This window comes from Microcystis sp. M165S2 (assembly GCF_020245885.1).
Classification (GTDB): domain Bacteria; phylum Cyanobacteriota; class Cyanobacteriia; order Cyanobacteriales; family Microcystaceae; genus Microcystis.
On the sequence record NZ_JADBTZ010000011.1, the window covers coordinates 18,298 to 42,674 of the forward strand.

At 40.9% G+C, this 24,377-nt stretch carries 29 protein-coding genes, 2 pseudogenes and 2 CRISPR repeat arrays; of the genes and pseudogenes, 16 read left to right on the forward strand and 15 right to left on the reverse strand.

Annotation, left to right across the window (positions count from 1 at the left end; genetic code table 11):
• Nucleotides 1–31: 31 nt before the first annotated feature.
• Complete coding sequence (locus IM479_RS00585) at nt 32–850, reverse strand: carbon-nitrogen hydrolase family protein (protein ID WP_287685380.1); 819 nt, start codon at nt 848–850, stop codon at nt 32–34.
• An 85-nt stretch (nt 851–935) separates the two neighbouring features.
• Between IM479_RS00585 and IM479_RS00590 the strand changes: the two genes are divergently transcribed.
• The 11 genes from IM479_RS00590 (at nt 936) to IM479_RS00640 (ending at nt 7,395) form a co-directional block, all read left to right on the forward strand.
• Complete coding sequence (locus tag IM479_RS00590; protein WP_103113433.1) at nt 936–1,568, forward strand: HAD-IB family phosphatase; 633 nt, start codon at nt 936–938, stop codon at nt 1,566–1,568.
• A gap of 237 nt (nt 1,569–1,805) precedes the next feature.
• Entirely contained in the window at nt 1,806–2,699 is an 894-nt protein-coding gene (locus IM479_RS00595; protein WP_287685381.1) for a prohibitin family protein, read from the forward strand.
• 150 nt (nt 2,700–2,849) lie between these two features.
• Nucleotides 2,850–3,134: a hypothetical protein gene (locus IM479_RS00600; RefSeq protein WP_287685382.1), complete on the forward strand. Its 285-nt coding sequence runs from the start codon at nt 2,850–2,852 to the stop codon at nt 3,132–3,134.
• Between the two features lie 727 nt (nt 3,135–3,861).
• Nucleotides 3,862–4,437 carry a TerD family protein gene (locus IM479_RS00605; protein WP_002760098.1) on the forward strand — a complete coding sequence of 192 codons (576 nt, stop codon included), beginning with the start codon at nt 3,862–3,864 and terminating at the stop codon, nt 4,435–4,437.
• Nucleotides 4,438–4,451: 14 nt separating this feature from the next.
• Nucleotides 4,452–5,054 (forward strand): TerD family protein, encoded by a 603-nt coding sequence (locus IM479_RS00610; protein ID WP_002760097.1) that lies wholly within the window; start codon nt 4,452–4,454, stop codon nt 5,052–5,054.
• Nucleotides 5,055–5,066: 12 nt separating this feature from the next.
• Nucleotides 5,067–5,768, forward strand: coding sequence for a matrixin family metalloprotease (locus IM479_RS00615; protein ID WP_002793759.1), 702 nt, complete (start codon nt 5,067–5,069; stop codon nt 5,766–5,768).
• A gap of 134 nt (nt 5,769–5,902) precedes the next feature.
• Nucleotides 5,903–6,175 (forward strand): BrnT family toxin, encoded by a 273-nt coding sequence (locus IM479_RS00620; RefSeq protein WP_287685384.1) that lies wholly within the window; start codon nt 5,903–5,905, stop codon nt 6,173–6,175.
• Nucleotides 6,162–6,413 (forward strand): hypothetical protein, encoded by a 252-nt coding sequence (locus tag IM479_RS00625; RefSeq protein WP_002793757.1) that lies wholly within the window; start codon nt 6,162–6,164, stop codon nt 6,411–6,413. The genes IM479_RS00620 and IM479_RS00625 overlap by 14 nt, the downstream gene beginning before the upstream one ends.
• Nucleotides 6,414–6,643: 230 nt before the next feature.
• Complete coding sequence (locus IM479_RS00630; protein ID WP_287685385.1) at nt 6,644–6,868, forward strand: hypothetical protein; 225 nt, start codon at nt 6,644–6,646, stop codon at nt 6,866–6,868.
• Nucleotides 6,861–7,178, forward strand: a complete 318-nt coding sequence (locus IM479_RS00635; RefSeq protein ID WP_002779213.1) for a DUF4258 domain-containing protein — start codon at nt 6,861–6,863, stop codon at nt 7,176–7,178. Before IM479_RS00630 ends, IM479_RS00635 begins: the two co-directional genes overlap by 8 nt.
• Nucleotides 7,117–7,395 (forward strand): YgiT-type zinc finger protein, encoded by a 279-nt coding sequence (locus IM479_RS00640; RefSeq protein WP_002767595.1) that lies wholly within the window; start codon nt 7,117–7,119, stop codon nt 7,393–7,395. The genes IM479_RS00635 and IM479_RS00640 overlap by 62 nt, the downstream gene beginning before the upstream one ends.
• Before the next feature lie 241 nt (nt 7,396–7,636).
• Here IM479_RS00640 and IM479_RS22940 read toward each other — a convergent pair.
• The 3 genes and pseudogenes from IM479_RS22940 to IM479_RS00650 form a co-directional block, all read right to left on the reverse strand.
• A pseudogene (locus IM479_RS22940) lies at nt 7,637–7,726 on the reverse strand (clan AA aspartic protease); the annotation flags it as partial.
• Nucleotides 7,727–7,780: 54 nt separating this feature from the next.
• Nucleotides 7,781–8,056, reverse strand: coding sequence for a hypothetical protein (locus IM479_RS00645; RefSeq protein WP_287685386.1), 276 nt, complete (start codon nt 8,054–8,056; stop codon nt 7,781–7,783).
• Nucleotides 8,057–8,320: 264 nt separating this feature from the next.
• Nucleotides 8,321–9,013, reverse strand: coding sequence for a Crp/Fnr family transcriptional regulator (locus tag IM479_RS00650; RefSeq protein WP_287685388.1), 693 nt, complete (start codon nt 9,011–9,013; stop codon nt 8,321–8,323).
• 354 nt (nt 9,014–9,367) lie between these two features.
• On the opposite strand from IM479_RS00650, the gene IM479_RS00655 reads away from it, so the two are divergent.
• Entirely contained in the window at nt 9,368–9,556 is a 189-nt protein-coding gene (locus tag IM479_RS00655) for a hypothetical protein (protein ID WP_002737442.1), read from the forward strand.
• Nucleotides 9,541–9,837 carry a type II toxin-antitoxin system RelE/ParE family toxin gene (locus IM479_RS00660; RefSeq protein WP_286824434.1) on the forward strand — a complete coding sequence of 99 codons (297 nt, stop codon included), beginning with the start codon at nt 9,541–9,543 and terminating at the stop codon, nt 9,835–9,837. The genes IM479_RS00655 and IM479_RS00660 overlap by 16 nt, the downstream gene beginning before the upstream one ends.
• A gap of 161 nt (nt 9,838–9,998) precedes the next feature.
• Here IM479_RS00660 and IM479_RS00665 read toward each other — a convergent pair whose 3' ends face one another.
• Complete coding sequence (locus IM479_RS00665; RefSeq protein ID WP_287685390.1) at nt 9,999–11,435, reverse strand: GTP-binding protein; 1,437 nt, start codon at nt 11,433–11,435, stop codon at nt 9,999–10,001.
• 168 nt (nt 11,436–11,603) lie between these two features.
• Between IM479_RS00665 and IM479_RS00670 the strand changes: the two are divergent.
• Nucleotides 11,604–11,729: pseudogene (locus IM479_RS00670) on the forward strand (transglutaminase family protein); the annotation flags it as partial.
• Nucleotides 11,730–12,054: 325 nt separating this feature from the next.
• A CRISPR array of direct repeats spans nt 12,055–12,616; the repeat unit is 36 nt; unit sequence GTTTCCAACTAATCCTATTTGACCTAATAGGTAAGG.
• Between the two features lie 448 nt (nt 12,617–13,064).
• Here the strand turns inward: IM479_RS00670 and IM479_RS00675 are convergent.
• From IM479_RS00675 to IM479_RS00710, 8 genes are all read right to left on the reverse strand, one after another.
• Complete coding sequence (locus IM479_RS00675) at nt 13,065–14,678, reverse strand: RAMP superfamily protein (RefSeq protein ID WP_287685392.1); 1,614 nt, start codon at nt 14,676–14,678, stop codon at nt 13,065–13,067.
• Nucleotides 14,679–14,683: 5 nt separating this feature from the next.
• Nucleotides 14,684–15,091, reverse strand: coding sequence for a hypothetical protein (locus tag IM479_RS00680; RefSeq protein ID WP_024969500.1), 408 nt, complete (start codon nt 15,089–15,091; stop codon nt 14,684–14,686).
• Nucleotides 15,092–15,110: 19 nt separating this feature from the next.
• On the reverse strand, nt 15,111–15,938 hold the full coding sequence (locus tag IM479_RS00685; RefSeq protein ID WP_287077320.1) for an RAMP superfamily CRISPR-associated protein: 828 nt from the start codon (nt 15,936–15,938) through the stop codon (nt 15,111–15,113).
• 154 nt (nt 15,939–16,092) lie between these two features.
• A complete protein-coding gene (locus IM479_RS00690; RefSeq protein ID WP_287699018.1) occupies nt 16,093–16,326 on the reverse strand; it encodes an AbrB/MazE/SpoVT family DNA-binding domain-containing protein in 234 nt (77 codons plus the stop codon).
• A gap of 135 nt (nt 16,327–16,461) precedes the next feature.
• On the reverse strand, nt 16,462–17,445 hold the full coding sequence (locus tag IM479_RS00695; protein WP_286825756.1) for a type III-B CRISPR module-associated Cmr3 family protein: 984 nt from the start codon (nt 17,443–17,445) through the stop codon (nt 16,462–16,464).
• Nucleotides 17,446–17,455: 10 nt separating this feature from the next.
• Nucleotides 17,456–18,880, reverse strand: a complete 1,425-nt coding sequence (locus IM479_RS00700; RefSeq protein ID WP_287685395.1) for a Cas10/Cmr2 second palm domain-containing protein — start codon at nt 18,878–18,880, stop codon at nt 17,456–17,458.
• A gap of 7 nt (nt 18,881–18,887) precedes the next feature.
• A complete protein-coding gene (locus IM479_RS00705; protein WP_287685397.1) occupies nt 18,888–19,919 on the reverse strand; it encodes an SAVED domain-containing protein in 1,032 nt (343 codons plus the stop codon).
• Nucleotides 19,920–19,934: 15 nt separating this feature from the next.
• Complete coding sequence (locus tag IM479_RS00710; protein WP_287685399.1) at nt 19,935–20,537, reverse strand: Uma2 family endonuclease; 603 nt, start codon at nt 20,535–20,537, stop codon at nt 19,935–19,937.
• Between the two features lie 185 nt (nt 20,538–20,722).
• Between IM479_RS00710 and IM479_RS00715 the strand changes: the two genes are divergently transcribed.
• Entirely contained in the window at nt 20,723–20,872 is a 150-nt protein-coding gene (locus tag IM479_RS00715; protein WP_287674980.1) for a hypothetical protein, read from the forward strand.
• A gap of 207 nt (nt 20,873–21,079) precedes the next feature.
• A CRISPR array of direct repeats spans nt 21,080–21,780; the repeat unit is 36 nt; unit sequence CCTTACCTATTAGGTCAAATAGGATTAGTTGGAAAC.
• A 431-nt stretch (nt 21,781–22,211) separates the two neighbouring features.
• A complete protein-coding gene (locus tag IM479_RS00720) occupies nt 22,212–23,495 on the forward strand; it encodes a protein kinase domain-containing protein (RefSeq protein ID WP_287674942.1) in 1,284 nt (427 codons plus the stop codon).
• A gap of 32 nt (nt 23,496–23,527) precedes the next feature.
• Here the strand turns inward: IM479_RS00720 and dps are convergent, their stop codons facing one another.
• Together dps and IM479_RS00730 are read right to left on the reverse strand one after the other, a co-directional pair.
• Nucleotides 23,528–24,061, reverse strand: a complete 534-nt coding sequence (dps, locus tag IM479_RS00725; protein ID WP_287685401.1) for a DNA starvation/stationary phase protection protein Dps — start codon at nt 24,059–24,061, stop codon at nt 23,528–23,530.
• 207 nt (nt 24,062–24,268) lie between these two features.
• The coding region (locus IM479_RS00730; protein ID WP_287683537.1) for a transposase at nt 24,269–24,377 on the reverse strand (109 nt) is incomplete at its 5' end.

Consider the following 24,377-nt stretch of genomic DNA (forward strand, 5'->3'; position numbering starts at 1 on the left):
CGTCGCTGGGAACTAATTTTTCGATCGAATTTTAAACAAAAACACGATGCTGCAGGGAAGGCATTTGTCGTCGCACTTGTTGCAGACGTTGGGGATTAATTTCGGCAATTGCCACTCCCGCTTCTTCCCCCGCGTCAGCTAAAACCACACCCCAAGGATCGATAATCATAGCGTGACCGTGGGTGTAACGGCGCTCGTAATTATTGCCCGTTTGAGCGGGGGCTATTATATAACAAGTATTCTCGATCGCTCGCGCTTGTAACAAAACTTTCCAATGATCTTTGCCGGTAAAAGCCGTAAAGGCTGCGGGTACAAATAAAACATCGGCTCCTTGCTGCGATAAATAGCGATAGAGTTCGGGAAAACGCACATCATAGCAAATCGAGAGGCCAATTTTTCCCAAGCTATCGGAGCCATAAATTGGCGGTAAATCGATCCCTGCCATGACTGTACTCGATTCCTGATAGGTGTTACCATCCGGGACATTGACATCAAAGAGATGGACTTTTTGATAACGGGCTAATTCCGCACCGTTGCCATCGACTAAAATAGCCGTATTATAAGCTTTATCGGCAATACCCGTCACTGGCACGGGAAAACCACCCCCTAAAATGGTCACTTGAAACCGTTGGGCCATGGTGCGGAGGAATTTATCGGCTTTGAGGGCAATAGTCTCGGACTGGGCGATTTTATCGGTTTCTGCCCCCATAAAGGCGAAATTTTCCGGTAAACCGATTAATTCCGCCCCTTTACCCACGGCAAGTTCGATCAATTCTTCAGCGGCAGCGAGATTTTTCTCTAAATCCGGCTGACTGGTCATTTGAATAGCGGCGGCGAGATAGGATTTCATGGGGTTGAAGCTCTAGAATCAGATAATCTCTGTAAAATTAATCATAACCTTCGATTATATCCAATTTCAGATATTTTGTCACCCCATGAGTAAAATTGTTTTCTGTGACTTTGATGGCACTATCACCGCCGTGGAAACCTTTGCGGGTATGCTCAAAGAATTCGCCCCCGATTTATCGGCTCAGATTATGCCCCAAATGTACGCCCGTACTCTCAGTCTGCGCCGGGGTGTCCGTCAACTGTTAGAGTCGATACCGAGCCAAAAGTACGCCGATATTCTCGCCTATGCCGAAAGCAAGCCAATTCGCCCCGGATTAGCCGAATTCCTCGCTTTTTTACAGGAGCGAGCCATCCCTTTTATTATTATCTCCGGTGGTATCCAAGGCATGATTGAAACGGTCTTAAAACGCGAGGGACTATTAGATAAGGTGACGGCAATTTATGGGGTAAATCTTCATACTCAGGGGGAATATCTGCAAGTTCACTCCGATTGGGAAAATGAGACAGAATTAGTGGCTAAAGCCTTGATTATGGCCAAATATTCAGGAGTAGAAACTATTGCGATCGGTGATTCCGTTACCGATATTACCATGGCTAGAAGGGCCGATCTAGTTTTTGCTAGGGATCGTTTAATCGATTATCTGCAAGCGGAAAATCAACCCTATATTCCTTGGGATAACTTTTTTGAGATTCGTGAATATCTGTTATTGAGAGATTAGACAAAATCGGCTCTTCAATTTAATTATAACCACTTACTTATAAGGCTTGCCAGGTCTTGGGATCAATGAGTTGGCGAATGCGATCTTCGCTATTGACCCGTAGTGGCCACAGTCTCCACAGACCAGAAGTTGGCAAACTAATCAAAGAGAGAGGACATAGCGGGCTGGCAATTTCTTAAACGTTTCTTAAAGGCGCACCGTTATCATCAGATCAGTAGTTATTTCTTAGGTCTGATTATGTCTTGGATACTTTCGGCGATCGCCGCTCTGGTCAGTTGGAGCCTGTTTTTTACTGTTAAGTTCAAGGAAAACGCCAATCCCCTCATTCGGCCCTTGAGTCTGCTGATTGGACTGTTAAGTAGTGCTGTCTTTTTATTTCAGATAATAGGCCGTTTTGCGGTGGTCATTCCGGCGGGGGAAGTGGGTGTGATGGAAAGCCTGGGTCAAGTGGGTCAAAAAACCCTATCCCCTGGCATTTATTTTATCAATCCCTTTACCGATATCATTACCTATTCCACCCGTTTACAGGACATCAAAGAAACCGTTGATACCACCTCTAAGGAAGGGCTAGGTTTTAAAATGGACGTGAGTTTACAATACCGTCTTGATCCCACTAAAGCAGGAGAGGTTTTCCAAAAAATTGGCAGTCCTGAGCAACAAAAAGAAATTATTACTTCCCGTTTTCGCTCGTTGATTCGTCAGATTACAGCGAATTATCCCCTAACCGATATTTATGGAGAAAAAAGGGCTATTATTGCCCAAAATCTTGGTGAAAGTATGGCCACTCAACTCCAGCCCCTCGGTTTTATTGTCGAAGAAGCTTTACTCCGCAATATTATTTTGCCCGATAATATTCAAGCCGCTATTCAAGCGAAAGTAGCCACGGAACAGGAAAGCCAAACAATTGATTTAGAAATCCAAAAAGCCAAAAAAGAAGCGGAACGGAAAATAATTGAAGCGAGGGGAACCGCCAATGCTCAGAAGATTTTATCGGAAGGTTTAACGGATAAAATCATTCAACTGAAAACCATTGAAGCAACGGAAAAGTTAGGGCAATCTCCCAATAGTAAGATCATTATCCTTGGTGGCGGGCAAAAAACTTTACCGTTAATGCTGACCGACGATAAGTAGCCATGAGCGACTCACAAGAGCTTTGGTATTATTGTACAAGAACGATTTAACTGCATCATACCATTTTTTTTATTCGCGTCCCTCACTCCCCTCCCCTCTTCCCACTTCCCACTCTCCTATACCTTTTAAACAGGATTTGGTATCAAGCCCATGGCACTAACTCTTAATTTAACATCAGAAATCGAACAATATCTCAGCCAAAAAGCGACGGAGAAAGGTCTTTCTCTAGAAGCTTACGTCCTCAAGCTACTTAAAGATACTATTTTAGAACAAGAAAAACAGACTAAACTGGTTAATTTACTTCAGTCTTGGATTGATGAAGAAGATGAACAAGAACAACAAGAAACAGGTGAATATTTAATCGAAGCACTTGACCAAGATCGCTTATCTGAGCGTCCTTTATTTCCGGCTGAATTAAAGGGAGTAACTTGGTGAATAGAGTAGTTTTATTAGATACGGGAATTATCGGTTTAATTAGGGTTTGCTGAATAAATATAAAAACCTTGTTGGGTAAGACTTTTAGACTTTTTGTCAATCAAAAAGTACCGGACTGGGAGTGATCAGGGGGAAAATTCAGGTGGTAAAACCCTACACCCCAACCCCCAACCCCCAACCCCCAACCCCTAACACCCAACCCCCAACCCCCAACCCCTAACACCCCACACCCCAACCCCCAACCCCCACCGAAAAACTTTTTCAGCAGACCCTAATTACTAATCCTAAGCGAGCGCCTGAAAGTCTAGCTTGTAATTGTTGGCTACAAACGCTAATTAAAGCAGGTATTAGGGTTATTCTTCCAGAAATTGCTGATTATGAGGTGCGTCGAGAGTTGTTACGCGCTAACAAGATTAGTAGTTAGATTGTGTAATTAATCGTGTATAGCTACATACTAAATTTCTCAATTCCCGACAGACATAGAGATTCTAAAATCCAAGACCAACCCGTTAAAAGATTTTTTTACTACCCTACTCTCAAGGGTAACAATAATTATAAATTTTTGTAAATTTGTGTTGGTTTACACTTGACAAAATCGGTGGGGGGGGGTAAAGTGAACTTTATTATGATTGGTTTTGTGACCCCTAAGGTCTTGACAAATTATGAAAAAAACCTCTGACTTAACTGTACAGTTCATTCAATATGCGATTGCCCGGGAGAGTATTTTATGGCAGTTTCATTAACAAAAGGACAACGAGTATCGCTAGAAAAAGTTGCTCCTGGATTATCAGAAGTATTTGTAGGATTGGGATGGGATGTCAAAGCCACTGACACTGGATCGGACTTCGATCTAGATTCGTCGGTGTTTTTGTTGGGAGCTAATGAAAAGCTAATCTCAGATAAACACTTCATCTTCTACAACAATCTTTTCAGCCCTGATCCAAACAAATCAGTCCAACATACTGGGGATAACTTAACAGGACTTGGGGAAGGGGATGATGAAGTTATTAAAATTGACCTCAAGAAAGTACCAGAAGAAGTTAAGAAGATTGTTATTACAGTAACGATTCACGAGGCGCAGCAACGTCGCCAGAACTTTGGACAAGTACAAAACGCTTTTGTACGTATCGTTAATGCTCAGAACAAACAAGAGGCTGTACGCTACGACTTAGTAGAAGACTATTCCATTGAAACCGCCCTAATCATGGCAGAACTATATCGCAAAGATGGGCAATGGTCACTCAACGCGGTGGGTTCTGGCTATCAAGGAGGGCTGCAAGCATTGCTAGATCGTTATAGCTAAAGAAAGTTCAAATTATGGCTATCAATTTACAGAAAGGGCAACGCATTTCCCTGACAAAAGAGGCGCCTGGTCTGAAAAAAATTATTTGTGGACTAGGATGGGATGTAGTAGAACAAACTGGGGGTGGATTGTTCGGCGCATTTAGCAACAGACCGAACTACGACCTAGATGCTTCAGTAATCTGCTTGGGCAGTAACGGAAAAGTTGGAGACAAGGACGATATAGTTTATTTTGGCAATCTCAAGCATCGATCGGGAGGAATCACTCACTTAGGAGATAACTTGACGGGAGCAGGAGAGGGAGATGATGAGCAAATCATTGTTGATCTTTCCTTAGTGCCATCACGAATTACCAAACTGGTTTTTACAGTCAATATTTATGACTGTATAGCCAGAAAACAAGACTTTTTCCAAGTAAAAAACGCATTTGTACGATTAGTAGATATGTCTAACAACAAAGAGCTTGCTCGCTACAATCTATCAGGAAATGAATACAAAGGTGCTACGGGAATGATTATGGCAGAGTTATACCAACATAACGACGAGTGGAAGTTAGCTGCAATTGGAAATGGAGTTAGTGTCAACGGATTAGGAGAAATTGTCGGTTCTTATGCTTAGTAAAGGAAAGCTATGTCATCTTTATTTGAACGACTGGACTTAACTAAATACAACCGCAAGCTAAAACAATCTCTATCTCAGCGTATAGATCTCACTAGACCAATTAAACTCAGGTGTCAATCTTGTAGATTGCGCCTTCAAGCAGAATGGGAATTTTGTCCTAACTGCGGTTTTCCCTTGCGAAATTTTTCAGAAAAAAGTCGCCATTGTATTTGGATAGATATTTCAAATATGGAAGTCTTACCCGAATATCAAGAAACCATGAGTGCAATTTTTATGGAAGCTTTTTCCAGACTGTATGGTGCATTCAGAGGTGTTCAGGTTTTTCTTACTACAGAACCACCTAACAGTCAGGAATGGCAAGATAAATTTACTCATGTTTATGTATTTGCTGACAGTCAGCCAGTAGATTATTTAGGAGTAGCGAGCTTCTTATTAGGTAAAGTTACTGGTCATGCAATTATCAGAATCGATCAAGTTTTTTATGCTTCTTGTAGAGGCAATCTTAGTATTAGTAGTCTATCTAACTTAATTGCCAACACGATTGCTCATGAGATTGGTCATACATTAGGTTTAGATCACTCTGCATTGCCAACAGATGTCATGCACGATGGATTAGACTACACGACTCATGGTGCCATGCCTCCTTCATTTCACGCAGAGCAGATTAACCTGATGAACAGTGCCATTCGCAGATATAAGACTGAAGAATAATGTTAGTGCGATCACACTTGATCATATAGTGTGATCGCTTTTTTTGTTATAATCTTAGAAGTGTGGATGAATGAAGCAAAATTGGCTCTCCCGTACTTGTGATGATAACAAAAAATTGCTGATACAATATTTTCATGCAGTTTGAGTGGAATAAAAACAAGGCAGTAAAGAATTTATCCAAGCACGGAGTTTCCTTTGAGGAAGCAAAAACTGTTTTTGATGATCCTCTCTATGTTGACTTCTATGATCCAGAGCATTCTGAGAGCGAGGAACGATATCTGATTGTTGGCGAGTCAGATCGAGGGCGATTGTTAATTGTATCCTATACTGAAAGAGGAGATGTAATTCGACTCATCAGTGCAAGGGAAGTGACGCAAAACGAACGAGAAGCTTATGAAGAGGGATGAGCCAGAAATGGAAGATGATTTACGGACAGAGTATGACTTGAAGCACCTCCGAGTTAGAAAGTTAGGCTCTGGAAGAAAAAGCTTTGGTGGAGTCACTGTGCGCTTGGAGCCTGATGTCGCAGAAATGTTTCCCACTGCTGATGCGGTTAACGAAGCCTTAAGATTGTTGATCAGAGTAATGCGAGATAACAAAACTCTTGCTTCTACAGTACAGGCTAACCTAAAGGCTGAGTCCTGACAAAATGCAGGGCGGGATTGAGTATTTATAAGAAAGCGAAGCGAATGGCGAATAAAGCTATAGTCTCGAATTAGATGCGATCACGCTATATTTGTAGAGGGCGATCGCTTTTTGTGTTATAATCCTAGTACAGCCTGGCAAATTCCTTTTCTGTAGGGGCGTATGGCATACACCCTCCCTTAGATAACCTTTTCTTATCACCACAAATACGGGAGAGCCGAAAAATTACTATGAAAGTTCCAACAGATTTAACGATTCCTGAGATTGAGGAAATTAGAAAAGAGGGAGTTAAAGCTCTCGTAAAAAGATTGGGAATTGCTAAAGCGGCTTTCTTTCTAAGAGAAACAGCATCCCAACCTCTAAATTATTTAGAAATTAAAGATCAGTTATTTGGCGAAATGACAGCGACGGATATTTACGCTCAAACCAAAGGCGGCTATGACAGCAATGATTGAGGAAATTCGTCAAAAAGTTAGACAAAACCAATTTGAATTTTCTCAACACGCTGTCAATCAAAGTATCCTGCGTCAGATCAGTGTTCAAGAATTACGGGAGGCGATGGAACAAAGCGAAATTATTGAAGATTATCCGGCTGATAAGTATGGTGCAAGCTGTTTACTGTTGGGATTTACTCTAATTAATAGAGCCTTACACATTCATTGTAGCTATCCCTCTCGCCCTTTGCTCAAAATTATTACCCTATATGAACCCGATCCAAATTTATGGATTGATTTTAAATCAAGGAGAACACCAGATGTCAACTAATTCTAGACAAGAAATCTTAATTGAACAAGAAGTTACCTATACCCTTGAAATCAATGGCAATTTTTTTATTATAGAAAATGTCCCCGCTAGAGTCTGTGTAGAAACGGGAGAGCGTTTTTTTGCACCAGAAACTGTCGAACGCTTGCAGGAAATTATCTGGGAAAATAAGCGACCAAAACGGGTAATTGAAACGCCAGTATTTGACTTTGCTAGTTAGTGTTTAATAGAAAACTGGCAAATCGAGCAACAATTGAAGTCTTAAATTAGGGGCGATTTCGCTATGTTTGTAGAGTGCGATCGCTTTTTTGGACATGCCAAATTTTTATTAATCTTTGTTAGAATGACGATCTGGGTAATGGCTTTGAGTTGATTGGAGAACTAACCGAAATAGAGATTATCGCCGTTAACTTCCTTTTTACAATTCATTTGGAAACGTTATACAAGGTTGGGTTATGGTTCTAGTTGGGAATTGGCAATAGTTCAATAGTAACGGAACCGCCTTCAATCGCCTGAATTCGCAAATCATAGCCTCGCAACAATCCCATCCCATTTCACGACAACTGGAAGGATTGCCTCACAACTCTGATTTACCGAGCCATACATCATAGAGTTTCTCTCAAACTCCGTGCACCAAAATGATAGACTGCCCGATGCCCAATTCGCATAAACCAAGTCTGAGCATCGGGATATTTGGCAAGGAGATGCTCTGATGCGGTTACGATGTCATCAGCCACTTCAAAGGCTCCAGTTTCAATGTCGATAGCGACAATTTTACCATGATTGCCTTCCTCGACTTGAGAACGAATCTGAGATTCATAGAGGTCGTTGCCACGTCTAGCAAATTCTTCTTTGCTGTATCGGGGTTGTCGAAGTTTCATCGGTTTGATTTCGTTTAACTTTACGTTTCCATTTTAGCTGACATGACAACATCTTCGAGAACGGAGAGCGATGGCGGGGTTTGTGCGGTCATAATAGATTTCTGGCGTTGCTGATTTGTGATAGGAATCTTCTTGTGTGGGGTTTTTAAAACCTGGAGCCCAACTAGCTTTCTAGCTCTTGCCTTCTGTCTTTCCTAACCAAGAAGTTAATTTCATCCTATTACTTATTGATACCTTGAGTCAGCAAGGCCAGCAGCAGAAAAATTAATTCTGACTTAAAAATAAACTGGGCAATCCGATAAGATTATCTTGCTTAAAAAAGATCGAATTTTGTTGTCGCAATTTACCGATTAATCTTGTTACTGTTACTCTGGTAGTGCCGATGGCGCTGGCAATTTGAGCGTGAGTTAGGGGATAGGGAAGATAATAGCCTTCTACACAGGGTTGACCGTATTCTTCCAATAATAAAACCAAGAACCCCATTAATCGATCGAGGGAGCGTTTTTGACCAAGAATACTCAACCAAAATAACTTACGCTGGTATTGATGGCGAAAAGTTTCCATAACAGCCGATCGCAATTGCGGCCATTGTTCTAGATCTTCCCAGTATAACCAGACTAACTCGGTTTGGTCTAGATGAGCTTGGGCTTGTAATTGAAAGGGAAATTGAGAAAAAATCTCAAAGGGTTGACCTGCACCCACAAAACCGAGAAATACTTCCTCGCTATCGGCAATAGATAGTTTACGGGGGGATTTTTGGTCGATAACGTTAACTTGTGCCTTACCAACAATACGAATCGCCCCAGATTCCACAAAGTATAACAGTCCGGGGCGCGTGGCTACTCTTTCATCTTTGGCAAAGGTATGGTTACGATAATGGGATTTTGCCCAGTTAAAGATTTCTGTTTCTTGACCGATTGAGGGTATAAAATCCGACGAAGGAACCGAAGAAGACATTAAAATTAATAACCCACTGGGGCGTTGAGGGAACTGTAAACTAATGTAACAAAAAATTTCTGCGATTGGGGGGGGTCTTGTGGCTGCTAGATGGTTATTGGTCAATAATCCCTAAAAGTCGCGGAGATTGAGCAGATAGGAGAATTATTAAGTATTCTTGGCAGCATCCCCGCCCCAATGTTACAAAAGCTAGATAATTGCTTTATCTATTCTTAACTTTTTCTCGCTTTTCTGGGGACTATGGCTTAGGATAGGATGCGTAACTATAATTTTCTATCCGATGATAAATGATAGATGATAGTTGATAGATAACTTAAATTTATACTTTTCCTTAAAAACTTCGGTCAAACTTGTATGAATAGCATTAGACAAAAAGTGGAATCCCTCTTGAATCAATTACCGGATGATTGTTCAATTGAAGATATTCAGTATCATTTATACGTTCTGGAGAAGGTGCGTCAAAGTTTGAACGCTGCCTCTCTGGAGAATACAATCCCCCAAGAAGAAGTTGAGGGTCTTTTAAACAAATGGCTGATCGAGTGAATTATCGCCTTGTCTGGTCGCCCAAAGCAATTGAAGACGTGGATGCGATCGCATCTTATATTAGTCGGGATTCCCCTTCCTACGCGGCGGCCGTCGTGCGCCGAATTCTTGATATCAGCTATTCTTTAGAAAATTGTCCCCTAGAAGCGAAAAAATGCGCCGAATTTAGCGATGATACCATCCGAGAAAAGTCTGCCTACTCCTATCGTCTGATCTATCAAATTCAAGGGTCAGTAGTTATTATAGCGGCGATCGTCCATAGTAAGCATTTCTTGGATTGATCTAGTCAGTGATCAGTGATCAACCGTTAGGAGTCGGTCGTCAGGAGATAGGAGATAGGGTGTTGGGGTGTTGGGGTTTTAGGGTTTTAGTTGAAATTTCCCCACTTCCCCACTTCCCCACTCCCTAATTCATAATTCATAATTCATAATTTCCACTTCTCCTAACCCCCACCCCCCAATTTTGAGCCTAATTCCCGCTTAATCCGGTTGAGAATCGAGGTTTCATCGAGGGAATCGAGAATACTGGCTACCACTGCCTTCGGGCCATCGGGTCCCCAAGTGGCCCCATTAGCGAGATAGGTTTTCGTCACTTGGCCGATCGCGTAACAGGATACACCGGCGACTCCCGCTTGAGTTAGGGCGATCGAAGTATAGGGAAGGAGAGAAATGCCGCCAGTGGCAGGAATCGAGAGGCCAAGCAGTCCTTTGAGGGAACTTAAGCCCAAAACCGCTAAAAATTCGCTGGCACTAATGCCTCCCATATTGAGGGCAATTTTTTGTAAAAGAGCGATCGCCCCCTGACGAGTTAAATCGATGCCGTATAAGCGAGAAAGAGCGAGAATCATAGCCAGATCGATAACTGCTCCCGTAAACAGATCCAACACCGTCACCGGATTAAGAGCGATCGCCGATGCTTTGATCATCACCGCTTTTTGAATCAATTGATTAGCACCGCGATCACGGATAGCCATTTTGCGGGCGACAATTTGCTCGTTTACCTCGTCTGCATACAGCATAGAATTGAGTGCTACCAGCGATTTACCCTCTCGCTCTAGAATTTCCAAAATTTTGAGTTTCAGGGCTTCTATCTGGGGTTTTCCTCGAAATCGTTGCGTTTTTAGCCGTCCATCCTGCCCTTTAACCATCTCCGCCAGGAGGGGAGAGGCCGCCACCATAACAATCTCATCGGGGGAGAGTAATTCTTTCACCCGTTCTGAGGCGATTTTCTCATAGATAGCGAGGCGATCGACTTCGGGATACTGATCGATTTTATTAAAGACCAAAATCATCGGTTTTCCCGCTTCCCGCAACTTGGCCAGGGCGGAAAATTCCACTTTGGTCATATCACCGGAGATGATAAAAAGGATTAAATCCATCTGTTGCGCCACCTGACAGGCGAGAATTTCCCTCGTTTGCCCATCTACCTCATCAATACCGGGAGTATCAAGCAATTGCACCTGAGCATTACCATGGCCGTTCAGGGTCAGACGCGCTAGATTGGGGAAAGTATCATCGCTGCTTAACTGCCAATTTACCCCTTTAATGGTGCGGGTAACTCCGTGTAGAGGACCGGTTGTAAAGATTTCTTGACCGACCAGAGCATTTAAAATCGAGGATTTTCCCCGGCCCACCAGACCAAAAGCGGCAATTTGAATCAGCGATCGATCGAGTTTTTCCAGCAGTCCCACTAGGCGCTCGATCTCCGCTTCTAGACCAATTTTCTCGATCGAGGTAAGATCCAGACGCTCAACAAGTTTGCTCAGAGAATTGCGCGCCTGATTATAGTTGAGTTCTTCTTGAATAGTGCCGACACCTCGAAGCGCTTGTTCTAGGTCTTCGGTATTCCAAGCTCGATCGAGGAACGGGTCAAAGGTCATTTCAGTTATCAGTTATCAGTTATCAGTGACTGAGTGGGTGGGTGTTAAAAATTGTCAGATACTCCCCTTATCAAGGGGCTATCCATCTTCAATTTAATTATAACCAGCTTATTATCAAGGATAATCAGGTTGACATCCTCACCGCCGTAAAACGGACGGTGAGGATGTCATCCCGGTCAAATCATTCCTCTTTCCGGTTTTTGGTTTGGTGATGCTGATGACTTTTTGTCTATGGATGTTAAAGTGACCATTCGCAAGCTGGGGACGCTGCCAGATTTTGATCCCAGGGAATAGGGGAAATTATCGGGTTTTTCCTTGACTGGCGATCGCAGAAAACGGGTTTCTCCGAGAAACCCGTTTTCTACTCATGCAATAGACCTCTTGCAAAAGTCTTAAGTCGATCCTTGTACAGCAACATTTTTGAAGATTATCAACTACTAATAAATAATTAACTGAAAGTCCCTCTCATTATTGTTTCTATCGTTTGTTTTCGGATTTATGCAAGAGGTCTAATAAAGCGAAGATTGCCGTTAGGTTCTAACATTTTTATCGATTTTTGTCAAGATATATTTGACACAATTTATTAGAAAAAGGGTTTCTAAAAGAAACCCTTTTTCTGTTTTTCAACTAATCCTATTTGACCTAATAGGTAAGGGAAGCGCGGGGATGGCGTGATTCACACTTGGCTTAAGAAGTTTCCAACTAATCCTATTTGACCTAATAGGTAAGGTTTTGCATTGATTGCCTCCTCGTACTATCCGGAGGTAAAGTTTCCAACTAATCCTATTTGACCTAATAGGTAAGGGGGTTTAACACCCCGGATGTAAAGTGCATCCGATTCGGGCCGTTTCCAACTAATCCTATTTGACCTAATAGGTAAGGAAATCCCAACCCTAAAGCGGCTTTAGTCGTAGACGTTGATAAAAGTTTCCAACTAATCCTATTTGACCTAATAGGTAAGGAAATGGTGATGGTTTGCTGGGACGACGGACTCTATGGGTGTTTCCAACTAATCCTATTTGACCTAATAGGTAAGGACAAAAAGGTGATTCGCTTCACCGTGGGACGCAAAGTTTCCAACTAATCCTATTTGACCTAATAGGTAAGGTCTTGTTAAAAACGGCTTATTCCTCAGTAACAAGAACGTTTCCAACTAATCCTATTTGACCTAATAGGTAAGGAGTACCCCTTGGAAAGCCTTATCGAGAGGGGAAGACAGACACCCAAATCGACGCACCTGCAATGCATAGGGTAAAAAGGTGGTAGTGGGGGGGGTAAAAGTCCCGATACCAAAGGGGAGAACCCTGACTGGGAGAGCAATCGACGCACCTCAACCAGAGAATCGGGGTTTTGGGAGTCGGGGAGAGGCTGCATCGATTTTCAGCCAAGAGTTCTTGGACAAGCTAGATGATATAGACAGTTGGGGGTGGTTGAGGAGGAGAACCTCCAATTATCAACACCCTAGAGACTGCTTCTTCGGAAATCCCATAGAAGCGTACATCATCCTCTTGAGGATTGACCCTTTCTACTACTTTAGCGTATAGTTTCCGCATCTGGTCGAGGTAAAAGGCAAAAGCTTTATCGAAATGTGTAATTAATTTTGCGCGCGGTACTTAACTTTGAACGGGATTATTTCGGCCAAAGTTTTTGAAATTTGCTCTCTTTACCATTATTCTCGTCTAGAAAACCTAGAAAATAAGCACAATCATCAGAGTCATCAGGAAAAATTGTTAACAATTCTAGGTATTGATGATTATTTTGGGGATACATTCGATGCCAAAGACGACCAATTTGATTGATACTTCCTGTCACCGAGGTTTTATAGATACTTAAATTATCCAGTTTTTGATAGGCTTTGTGAAGCCATTTGATGGCTAGGGAATCATCTTTATCTTCAGCAATTCTTCCCCAAACCTCGACTTTTTTAGGATGCCAACTTTCTCGCCAGTTAGCACTATTATCGGGAGTGATGGGGATATTTTGTAAGGTCATCCATTCTTTAGCAATAGTGCGAACATCTTTGATAAAAGGATGAACGTGAGTTAAATCTCTGACTTTATTATCGTTGATTAAAGAACTTTTATCCCCCCATTGCCAATGACAGCCAATTAAGGGTTTATTAGGATAATAATCCTCATAGAAAATACTATGATCTGCTCGTCGCCACGATTTACCAAATCCTCCTAATAACATGGCAAAACGAGTGAGGAAACGAATTAATTTTTTTAAGCATTCTTGCTGGTTTTCGGGGAGAGATTGGGTGATAATCCAGCGCAATTCTCCTGTTACTGTGTAGGTGGGTTCGTTGTAACCATTGGTAAAGGTTCCTAACTCTAGAGAGTTGACACGAAAATCGATCGCTAGTAAACCTTGGGTTGCTTCTCTGTCAATTCCTCCAAATAGCTGATTAACTAATTTTTCGGCATTTTTAGCATCAGTTAAACCGCCAAAAATACGCAAGGCATGACTGCGAATTGCTCCTCGAAAAATATTGGGTCGAAATTCCTTTTCACCATCGAGGCTTTTAGGAGCCATTCCTTGCCCTTTCAGAAAACATTTATATAAAGGTTCTTTTGAAGGTTTAATGTGTTTTGGCAAGCCGTAACCGCTACTAACACGGCATCCTAGACCAGATTCTAAAGCTCTTTCCCAGATAGTCCAAATCTCCTCCCAATCCGGTTGTTCTATTAAGCTAGAAATGCCAAATTTTAGGGTAGGTTGATAGAGGGAAATTAAAGCAAAACCACTTTCTCCACCGGGTTTTTGTCGAGTGTTTTGGGTTTTTACTTGCCATCCCTGTTGTGGGTGAACAATATCTAAAAGATTTTCCGTCCAATCATTAACGGGATAACCGCCATGGAAGCGCAAAAGACTAGGGTTATCGCTATCTTTTTCGAGGTGATAACGTTGTTTTTGTTCGGGGGTGCAAGCTTGACAAAAGGCTCCTTTCATGCTGGAACCGGGATAAAATGGTATGCCATAAGCACCCATTACAGGCCGAATTATTCCTTCATCTTGTCCCCCATTAGTGACGAATCGCCACGAGATTTGATATTCTTTGGTCTTTACTTCCTCACCAAATTGGGGAGAATTTTCATCGACCCTTTCTATCCATTCTTTTACCCATCTTTGGCTATCATTTTCATCTTTTTCAGAATCAATATATTGTAGTTGCGATCGCCCTTTGGTTTGTGCGCGAAACATCAGGGGAATTTTGTTACCAATATCGGGAATATTAACCATATAATTTATCGCTCCTTTGTTCCTTTATATCTTTGGGTCCACCAAACTAAACAATCGCATAGTTGCGTTAAAACAGCGAGGGTAATTCTCTGGTCTTCTAGCTTTAATTCCCAGAGTTTTTCTGCCATTGCTTGAACGGATTTGGTATCATTTACCTCTACGGTATCGTTAGGGATAGGAATCCCAGCTTCTGCCATGGTTTCGACTAATTTATCCCAAGTTTCTTTCCAGTATTGTGCTTTATTGGGTTCCTTAGATTGTAAGCGCAGATGTTCACCCCAAAATCTTTCTAGTCCATAGGAAACGGATTCACGCATTTTAAAAGATTGATTGAGAGAATCTCGGTCTCGTAGTTTGGCAGCCAGAACTAATTTCTGAGCAATGCGATCGAGATTGTATTCTTTCCAAGCCATAATATTAGATAAAATGTAATTATTGATTAGCGTAGTTTAAAATAGTAACTTGGCAACGACCAAAACCGATGGATTCTAATCCTCCGAAATATAATTCTTTTTGGTTTACCGATTCTCCAAAAGGTTGCCATCCTGTTTCTTTGGCAGCAATGGGAAAAACTAAAACACTACCCACGGGTAAAGCTTCCACATTGAAAAAAGCTCCCTTTTCTGTATCGACTTTTTTCTGATCTTCTAGTAGTTTAACCCGGCTTTGTCGGTAGAGTGCCATATCGTGCAGCATGGATATATCGTTATCATCAACGACGACTAATTGAGAAGCTTTTAAATCCGCTTGCGAGGGAATCCACGAAGAAAGCTCCTCTAAGTGTTCAATTTCGAGAAATCCTAAGTTAAAAAATAAAACTTTGCTATTGCGGTTAACTCCCTGCACTACTCGCGCTTGTAAGCTAGGGGAAGCAGTATAAGGATTGGGTACTTTTGCAGAGATTCCCGTGATTTGTTTGTAGCGTTTTAATAATAGGGGAGAAGTGACCCAAATTATCGGCTGTCCTGGACAAAATACCGGCAACCAAACGAGGGAAGCATATTCAAATTTAACTTTTGCTTCGGTGGTTCCTCCGTCTTCTTGTCCTGGGATTGCTTCGTGTCCGTACCATGTACGTTTTTCATCTATATTGTTCATATCGGCACGAAAACGGCCGCGAATAGAACTACCGGGGATAATTGCTGTTTGTGTAAATTGATCGCGAAAAATGAGGTTAAGATTACCTGTTTCTTCTCCTGCGGTTGCTCCCACATGAAGCGGTGCTAGGGTTTCAAGTATGCCATAACTTTTATGATACATTTTTGGGTAAAAGTGAGTATTTTAGATGCTTAGGGATTATTCTAAACTAGGTTAACATTAATGTCAGGATTTTCTAAGATTTTGTTAATATTTGATCGTGGTATTTAGGATATTAGGGCAGCGCAAAACTCTACAGGGTTTTTTCTGAGATGCTTTAGTCCCAATCAATTTCAACACCCTTTAATAATTCATCCATTTCTTTAGCCATTTCCTCTGTATAAGGAGTAAGAGAAGAAGGGTTTTTAAAGGTATCTTCTACCAAAAAATCTAAAAACATACGCAGCATTTTATTTTCGCTAATTTGTGAGCTTTGATTATTACCACTTTTTCGATAACCTAATAAAGCTTTTCGAGGAAATCTGGTTTTTATTTTTGCCATAGCTATCATACTAAATCTGGTTATTAAAAACTGATTATTTATTCAACCTTTTGCATGAGTGCCTGTCCTGATATGTAGCCTATACTCAACGGATTTAGTATCAGTTATTCTCGTCTAATTTACCCTACTCAATAATTATAGGCTTTATTTGGCAATATTTTCTAAGGGTAAAGCTAATCCGCAGCCCCAACGTTTGAGGGAAACTCCTTCGGTGGGGAACCAAGATTCCTGCCAATTGTGCCAAGATGGTAAGGGGTTTTTTAAGCGATAAACTGTTCCTGCGGGAACTGCATAGCGTCCCCTAGATAAGCGCTTAAATTTATCTTTTCCTCCGAATCGATAACGATAGGTTATTGGTCTTTCGGTGTTGAGGGTTTCTAATTCCCAATCGCTGGGATTGCGAGTTGATAGGCGATTTGTTCCCCAGATTGCGGCAGTAATGAGGGCAAAATATTGACCGACATCTTGATTAAATAAAGTCTGTAGATGGCTGCTTAATTCAAGTGATTTAATTTCCACTAGATGGGATTCACCACCAAAGCGATACCAGCCATTTTCTAGGGGTTGATTAGCCAAATAAACTAGACAAGCATCTGGATGTAACTGGACGGCATTTTCGAGGAATAATTCCCCGGTTTCTACCTTTCTTTGCTCCTCTAACAAACGCGGATGGAGATGGGGATGATATTGCCACGGGGAACAATAGGCTTTTTGAGGATTATACCATTGGTTGATAGGAATCCAACTATCTCGATCGAATTTTCCCTCAATTTGTTTACCGTCTTTCTCTTGCCATTTTTCTTGCCATGTTAAGGTGTGTTGAATTTTCCCATTGTCGTTACTTTCTTGGTCTTGAAAATAATTTGCTAGGGGTTTTTTCGCTAGATAAATAAAGGGAGTGGGGACAAAAAAGTTATCTGGTTGTTCACTGTTTGCCCAAAAAGGGCCGGCAATTTGTAAATCGCGAATATTGGTGGGATTACTGTGAGCAAATAGTCCCGAAACTGTGGCAGCAGTGGGGGGAAAACGATTTCCTGAACGTCCGACTAGATTTTCTGGAGAGAGAAAGGGACCGGCGCTACCGTAGAGAAATCCCAAAGGTTTAATTATGATCAGATATGGCAGCATTTTTCTATTTTTAGGTGAGATGATTGGCAACTTTGGAGAGGTTAATTACCCAGTTATTTTTATCTTGGTGAGAGGTGATATCGATGGGTATATTTTGATTAAAATAAAGGTTAAAAACTGCATTGGTAATATGATGATTATCATCGGTAAAAGCGCGGCGATTTTCTAAAGTTGCTATATCATTATAGAAATGTGTCCAGTTTTTACCTCCACTGCGATCGCAATAACTATCGAGGATATCTTTTAAGTTTTGCCACGGACAAACCCACTCTAAATAGTTACCACTGTTAAAAAGGATTCGCACAGCTAGACGATTTTTACCTTGATTTTTAGCGGATTTTTCGGCTTCGCGGCAATGTTGCAATATGTCTCGCTGAGGAACTCCTGAAGCTGCCCAAACGAAACCGACGCTAACAGTTATATCCTGAGAATAACCATGTTTTGTCCAGATTTCTCGATGAAATTTATCAAACCAATAGAGACAATCTTGTAGGGTTAATTTTGGTTCTGATTTTTGTCGAAACAAAACTCCTAAAAAGTCATCTCCTCCCGCATAAATAATGCGACCAAAGTTAAGATGATTTTCTAGTTCTTCTCCCCATTGTCGCATTCTTTGACTAAATTCTTTTCTTGAGGAGATGGACAGATTTTTTAGATAGGTTCCCATCCCGTCACCGTCCCCTTGAAACCATCCTGTATAGAATTTTTCCTCGTAGCGATTTAGTTCCACAAATTTTTTAGGAAGTTCTAGGTTTAAAGGCTTGCCAATATCATATAATGTAATCATGCGTTTGACTAATTCGGGAATGCTAAGACGTTCGTTTTCATCGAGAATAGCCTCAGAAAGTTTTTGACTTAATTGCTGATAAAATTCGGTGATTTGCTGATTTTGTTGGGAGATACTAGAATATAAAGGATGGGTTTGATCCGTCATTCCATACCAAACAATGGCATCAGAACCAGATAAGCTAGAACTTTCTCCTTGCCAATTAATTCCCGTCCAATCCCGTTGATATTTTTTCTGTTGCAGACTTTTAAACGCACAATCGATCGAGTCTTCTTGCACCCAGAAGAATTCCCAAGTATGATTAATCCATAGGTTCCATTCTCGTCGCCAAGTATAATTGTATTGTGGCAGATTTTGTTCAATCCAAACCCGACACTTATTAACTACTTTTTGCCATGAGTCATTGAAGACTTGTTCGGCCTCTTTTTTGGGAAAATTACCCGCGATTAAGATTTGGTTGGGAGTTCCTCTTTTAACCTCAATTAAAGCGGGAGAAATAAGGCTACATTCAGGATATTGATCCGCTGCCTGACAGATAGCATCGGCAAGATAGGATAATAAAAAAGAACCACCGTATAAATCTCTTAGTTTACGGGATTTTTCGATGAATCCTTGCACAGGAGCAAAGGTAATTACAGTATAGGTCATTTGATCTTTATTGTCCTCGATAAAGTTTAAATTCCTGAAGATTAATAAGATTTCTGTAGGTAGAATTTTCGTATTGAGTTAGGAGAATTGGCCAGTATTGTTGAACGGACATTCCGACAAGTATTCCCAAAGTTATAGGTATAGAATAAACTAGCTTAATCTCTTGATAGTTGTTTTGTTGAGTGATGTTGATAGTGGTAAAGATTTCTCTAGAATATTGTAGCCAATCTTCATTTCTTTCGATTGTACCACTGCCTTTACTTTTCAGATAAATTAAATCGCCGTAGTTTTCAATACTCTCATCATTAAGATTTATTTTATGGGAAGAAACATCGATGGCTATAGTTACTCTATCTTGACCTTTTTCGGTGACACTACCCTCAAATTTTTCGTATTCCTTAATACCTTCTTTTAGTTTGCGATCGCTAATTTCCACCACAGGATAATAACTATCAGAAGATTTATTATATTGAAAGATTTTTACTCCTTCGGTAGCGAGAATAGTGCCGACCATAATAGCGACGCTAATCGGACCGATATAGGCAAGATAAATAATAGTATTTTGGGGAGTTTTTTTCTTAAGTTTCTCTAGATTATAGCGGAGTATTTGCAGAAAAGCTTTCAGCATTTCTTGATCATAAATATCACAGGAGTAGTTAAAAATTAAGTCTGTTTCGCTAATATTGAGATACTGGTCAAGATTATTTTTATGATCTTTGTATTTATTTTCTGTTTCGATGATATTAAAAAGCGATTGCAGAGCCTTATTACTATCGGCAGGATTAGCAATTTTAATCACTATCGGTAGAGGAATCGCCTGATGTTTATAGAGGTCGTATTTCTGAGATTCTAGCCAGATACCGATGATAACTAGAGCCAAAGTAATCAGAAAAATTAGATAATATCCCTGGCCAAATTGATCGGCAATTAGTGCTAAAATAGCGGCGATGGCTAATGCTGCATTGGTGAGGGGATTAAAGATAATATTATAGGGATATTGACGCAGATTACCCAGGACATTTTTAAGAGATTTCAGCATAATTTTACTAGAGATTTAGGGTATAATATCGAGAAGACACAGAGACAATTCGGGAAAAACTGCCGAACTAATGCGCTCATAAAGACGATATAATTTTTGTTGATATTCATCACCTTCTAGCTGATAAATAGTCAAAGTAGGCTGTTTGGGTTTACCGATAAAAGAGATGCCACCCAATCCACGAAAATCGACAATCCAATATTCAGCAATACCTAAAGATGAGTATTCTTCAACTTTGCGTGCATAATCATCTTGCCAATTACTACTAACCACTTCTACCACTAATTTAATTGCTGGGGAGCTAGTTAAAATTGCTTGTTTTTCCCAGAGAGGTTCGGTGCTAAAGTCCACTTCATCCAAAATGATGACATCGGGACGTAAAGCAGTAGCTTGACCGGATTCTGGACGGAGCAAACAGTTTTTAGGAATTGTCCAGGGTAGATGTAATCGAAAAATTTCTCCCCACAGTCTTCCTGCGATTTTTCCCGCTACGGATTCCTGAGGTCCAGTGGGTTCCATGTCTCGCAACTCCGCGTCAATTAATTGATAGCGTGGGTCATCTCCATACTGGTTTAAAAAGTCTTCAAAAGTGAATAATTTAGGAGATAGGTAGGTCATGATTTTTATCGGATTAGACCTAAAGCTTGTTGTTGTTATCCATGATACTGATTGCTCGCCAGAATCGGGGGATTTTTGGGGTTAAAAAATCCTTAAAAAAACTCGAACCCCCGCTACCCTCCCTAATAAGTAGCTAGACAATTAATTACAGATAATTAGTTAAGCAAAATTAATTACACATCGAGATGCGGAAACTGTACGCTAAAGTAGTAGAAAGGGTCAATCCTCAAGAGGATGATGTACGCTTCTATGGGATTTCCGAAGAAGCAGTCTCTAGATTATTGGTGATGGGAGGTTCTCCTCCTCAACCACCCCCAAATCTCTACATCATCTAGCTTGTCCCCTAACTCTTGACTGAAAATCGATGCACCCCCTCCCCGACCTAAAACCCCGATTCTCTGGTTAGATGTGTCGATTGCTCTCCCAGTCAGGGTTCTACCCTTTGGTATCGGGACTTTTACCCCCCCCAAGACCACTTTTTTGGAGATGCGTCGATTTGGGGGTCTGTGTTCCCCTCTCGATGAGACTTTCCAAGGGGTACTCCTTACCTATTAGGTCAAATAGGATTAGTTGGAAACTCAAACGTCTCACCCACTTGACTTAAAATGTAACTCCTTACCTATTAGGTCAAATAGGATTAGTTGGAAACAGGAGATGATTAGCACCGTAGGAGAGAGATTCTATCTCCTTACCTATTAGGTCAAATAGGATTAGTTGGAAACGTACTGATGGTAGGTTGAACAAAACCTCTTAGGGGAGAGGCGACCCTTACCTATTAGGTCAAATAGGATTAGTTGGAAACCCATACTCACCCATTGCGTTCATGATCTCAAACTTCCTTACCTATTAGGTCAAATAGGATTAGTTGGAAACACGCCAAACTGCTTTGCAAACTCTTGAATAATCGGGATACCCCGACCTTACCTATTAGGTCAAATAGGATTAGTTGGAAACACTACTCCAGTAGGTACTGCGTATAAATCCCGGAACCTTACCTATTAGGTCAAATAGGATTAGTTGGAAACTGATCAGCAGCGTCCGCATCGGCACAGAGTGCTTCCTTACCTATTAGGTTAAATAGGATTAGTTGGAAACTCATAGAGAGGGTCTATATAATTATGTCTTGTGGGAACCTTACCTATTAGGTCAAATAGGATTAGTTGGAAACAAGAAACTGTTTTCTACTATCTTGTTCCACTCCTTGTTTCCTTACCTATTAGGTCAAATAGGATTAGTTGAAAGGCAGAAAAAGGGTTTCTAAAAGAAACCCTTTTTCTAATAAATTCTGTCAAATAAATAAGATAAAAAATGTCAAATATATCTTGACAAAAATTGATAAAAATGCTACAATTAGGCGTGAGTGTTCGCTAAAACTGAAAACATGGGTAAGACAGTAATATGTTCAGCAATCCGTTAGGATTCCTAGGCAATTAACTAACAAGAAAAAGTCATGGCAGTCTTAGAAATGCTCACCGTTCCCTTTTGCTCTCCCCTTGCCGGCAGCCTTGGCGAATAGATAATTAAAATAACTCAAATAGGACTGGACTAGCAATTCTTTCTAGGTAAAGCGGCAATTTTTAATCAATTGTTAAAATATTAAAAGGATGCTAAAGATGGGGGCTATAGTTTCCAGAGTGAGCTATCCTAGAGATACTACTTACTCCATCCTCCCCCATGCTCGATCGAGTTCTCCATAGTCGTTATCAAGTCCAACAGTTACTGGGAAAAAAAACTATCTTAGCTAGGGACAGACACACCAACGAGTTAGTTATCATTAAACTTATTTCTGTTCCTAGGGGGCAAGGGAGTCAGTTTATCGGAGAAATAACTGGTAAAATTGCCCTATTGCGACAACTCTCCCACCCATCTCTCCCGAAATATCTCGATAGCTTTGAGATAGATTCATCCCAAGAACAAATCATCGCTATTGTCCGGCCTTATTTATCAGCGCAACCTTTAGAAAACTATGTTAGCTCCAGTTATTTGTTAGCCGAACAAGATCTAAAACAAATTGCCAAATATCTTTTGGAGATTCTCTCCTATCTCCATCAGCAGGACGTACCCCTTAACCACGGCAATATAAAACTTAGTAATATCCTCTTTGATACCCAGTCCCATCGTTTTTATCTAGTTGATTTTGCCTTTGATTCCGATTCTCCCACCAGGGACTTACAGGATATAGGCAAAACTTTGATTAGTTTAGCCACGGGGGTTAAGCATCGTTACATACCCGAAAACTTTGAACAAAAAACTAATCTAAGTGCTTTTTTCATCTATTGGTTAAAAAGATTATCAAACTCCCCCCCAGACTCTCATTTTCGTTCGGTGACAGAAGCTTTAGCCAGCTTATATAGTTGTCAATTGATCCTAGTATCTATTGGCAATCTGACCAAACCCTACGGCAGCGAAGTTACTGTTTATAAAAAAGATAATCTCCTGCAAATAAAAATCGCTAGTAAAACCAAACAAAAGTTTTTCAATAATCTCAAAACCCAGTTAAGACAGTTTTTACCATCCCTATTTTTTACCATCATTCTCTTAACCATAGTCGCTATTTATGATCTCAAACTGGTCGCTTTTTTAATCCCGATTATCCTAATTTTTCTGCTCAATTTAATCTCCTCTAGTTTATCTTGGCAGTTATGGAAATCTTTTTGGCAGGGAGAACTAGAGTTAAAAATTACCCCCAAAAAAGTTTCTCTCTACCAAAAACTCTGGGGGCTGAAATTTAAACTAACTGCCGATGCTGCTAGTTCCGAAATCTCTAGTCTTATTCGTCGCAATGTCACCGTCACTATGCAGGGAGAAAATGTTAATATTATTCCTCCTTGTCTGGTTCTCATTGCTAACCATCGAGAATATATTATCACTGCTAGTGAAGATGTTAGCGAAGCCGAATTAGATTGGTTGGCACAACAGTTAAGCGATTGGCTACGTTTACCGATTACGAGAATTTAAGGTGTATTAAGCTAAGTTAATACACCCCAAATTTATCTGATAACATCTTCCGATTTAATCAGATGCGCTTCTAGGAACCAGAGACGTTTATCGATGTCCCGGGAGATTTCCGTATAGAGATCTGCTGTGTCCGCATCCCCTTGATTGCCGGTGGTATCAATAGCAGAACGAAGATGGGAAGCGTATAAAGCATAACGTTCGGCTAAAGCAACGATATGTTCACTACCATCGACGATATCAGCCGGATATTCTGGCAGAATCGAGTTAGCGGCAGCGATGCGCGCTGTTCCCAAAGCGGTTCCACCTAAAGCGGTAATCCGTTCTGCTACCATGTCACCATAGCCTTCTAATTCCGTGGCCATCTCGTCGAATAGGCTGTGCAATTGGTAGAAATTTAAACCTTTTACATTCCAGTGGGCTTGTTTAACCTGAGTTTTTAGGTCTAAACTAGCGGCAAGGGTTTGGCTTAAGATTTCCACAATAGCTTTGCGGATATCTAATGCTAAATCGATGCGGGTGGCGTAGTATTGTCCCGTGGTTTTGGTTTTGACTGGAGTGGCTACCATAATCTTTCTCCTTGAATTGAAAAACAAAAAAGGCTCTCTTGGACATTGGCTGAAAAATGTTCACCATGTTTACATTATGGGTGCAAGTCCTGCGCCTTTGTAACAGGGACAGGCAACAGTAAGCTGTGAATCAGTGCCAAAATTTAAGAATGTCCTCAACTTAATGCCTAGTCCTTTATCGAAAATTTGGGTTAAAACCCCGTCGTTTTACGACGGCTTTTCTTGATCTTTAATATAGCACTTAAGAACTTCCAGGGTTGCACCTCCTACAGAAGAAACAAAATAACTAGGAGACCAAAGAGCATCTTTCCCATAG

What these genes read in the sequence shown, in the direction of transcription:
- IM479_RS00675 (WP_287685392.1), bottom strand. Translation starts at nt 14,678, where the DNA reads ATGGTTAATATTCCCGATATTGGTAACAAAATTCCCCTGATGTTTCGC.
- IM479_RS00685 (WP_287077320.1), bottom strand. Translation starts at nt 15,938, where the DNA reads ATGTATCATAAAAGTTATGGCATACTTGAAACCCTAGCACCGCTTCAT.
- IM479_RS00610 (WP_002760097.1), top strand. Translation starts at nt 4,452, where the DNA reads ATGGCTATCAATTTACAGAAAGGGCAACGCATTTCCCTGACAAAAGAG.
- IM479_RS00655 (WP_002737442.1), top strand. Translation starts at nt 9,368, where the DNA reads ATGAATAGCATTAGACAAAAAGTGGAATCCCTCTTGAATCAATTACCG.
- IM479_RS00695 (WP_286825756.1), bottom strand. Translation starts at nt 17,445, where the DNA reads ATGCTGCCATATCTGATCATAATTAAACCTTTGGGATTTCTCTACGGT.
- IM479_RS00690 (WP_287699018.1), bottom strand. Translation starts at nt 16,326, where the DNA reads ATGATAGCTATGGCAAAAATAAAAACCAGATTTCCTCGAAAAGCTTTA.
- IM479_RS00615 (WP_002793759.1), top strand. Translation starts at nt 5,067, where the DNA reads ATGTCATCTTTATTTGAACGACTGGACTTAACTAAATACAACCGCAAG.
- IM479_RS00585 (WP_287685380.1), bottom strand. Translation starts at nt 850, where the DNA reads ATGAAATCCTATCTCGCCGCCGCTATTCAAATGACCAGTCAGCCGGAT.
- IM479_RS00625 (WP_002793757.1), top strand. Translation starts at nt 6,162, where the DNA reads ATGAAGAGGGATGAGCCAGAAATGGAAGATGATTTACGGACAGAGTAT.
- IM479_RS00660 (WP_286824434.1), top strand. Translation starts at nt 9,541, where the DNA reads ATGGCTGATCGAGTGAATTATCGCCTTGTCTGGTCGCCCAAAGCAATT.
- IM479_RS00605 (WP_002760098.1), top strand. Translation starts at nt 3,862, where the DNA reads ATGGCAGTTTCATTAACAAAAGGACAACGAGTATCGCTAGAAAAAGTT.
- IM479_RS00595 (WP_287685381.1), top strand. Translation starts at nt 1,806, where the DNA reads ATGTCTTGGATACTTTCGGCGATCGCCGCTCTGGTCAGTTGGAGCCTG.
- IM479_RS00710 (WP_287685399.1), bottom strand. Translation starts at nt 20,537, where the DNA reads ATGACCTACCTATCTCCTAAATTATTCACTTTTGAAGACTTTTTAAAC.
- IM479_RS00590 (WP_103113433.1), top strand. Translation starts at nt 936, where the DNA reads ATGAGTAAAATTGTTTTCTGTGACTTTGATGGCACTATCACCGCCGTG.
- IM479_RS00705 (WP_287685397.1), bottom strand. Translation starts at nt 19,919, where the DNA reads ATGCTGAAATCTCTTAAAAATGTCCTGGGTAATCTGCGTCAATATCCC.
- IM479_RS00720 (WP_287674942.1), top strand. Translation starts at nt 22,212, where the DNA reads ATGCTCGATCGAGTTCTCCATAGTCGTTATCAAGTCCAACAGTTACTG.
- IM479_RS00650 (WP_287685388.1), bottom strand. Translation starts at nt 9,013, where the DNA reads ATGTCTTCTTCGGTTCCTTCGTCGGATTTTATACCCTCAATCGGTCAA.
- IM479_RS00715 (WP_287674980.1), top strand. Translation starts at nt 20,723, where the DNA reads ATGCGGAAACTGTACGCTAAAGTAGTAGAAAGGGTCAATCCTCAAGAG.
- IM479_RS00645 (WP_287685386.1), bottom strand. Translation starts at nt 8,056, where the DNA reads ATGAAACTTCGACAACCCCGATACAGCAAAGAAGAATTTGCTAGACGT.
- IM479_RS00630 (WP_287685385.1), top strand. Translation starts at nt 6,644, where the DNA reads ATGAAAGTTCCAACAGATTTAACGATTCCTGAGATTGAGGAAATTAGA.
- IM479_RS00665 (WP_287685390.1), bottom strand. Translation starts at nt 11,435, where the DNA reads ATGACCTTTGACCCGTTCCTCGATCGAGCTTGGAATACCGAAGACCTA.
- IM479_RS00680 (WP_024969500.1), bottom strand. Translation starts at nt 15,091, where the DNA reads ATGGCTTGGAAAGAATACAATCTCGATCGCATTGCTCAGAAATTAGTT.
- IM479_RS00620 (WP_287685384.1), top strand. Translation starts at nt 5,903, where the DNA reads ATGCAGTTTGAGTGGAATAAAAACAAGGCAGTAAAGAATTTATCCAAG.
- IM479_RS00700 (WP_287685395.1), bottom strand. Translation starts at nt 18,880, where the DNA reads ATGACCTATACTGTAATTACCTTTGCTCCTGTGCAAGGATTCATCGAA.
- IM479_RS00635 (WP_002779213.1), top strand. Translation starts at nt 6,861, where the DNA reads ATGATTGAGGAAATTCGTCAAAAAGTTAGACAAAACCAATTTGAATTT.
- IM479_RS00640 (WP_002767595.1), top strand. Translation starts at nt 7,117, where the DNA reads ATGAACCCGATCCAAATTTATGGATTGATTTTAAATCAAGGAGAACAC.
- IM479_RS00600 (WP_287685382.1), top strand. Translation starts at nt 2,850, where the DNA reads ATGGCACTAACTCTTAATTTAACATCAGAAATCGAACAATATCTCAGC.
- dps (WP_287685401.1), bottom strand. Translation starts at nt 24,061, where the DNA reads ATGGTAGCCACTCCAGTCAAAACCAAAACCACGGGACAATACTACGCC.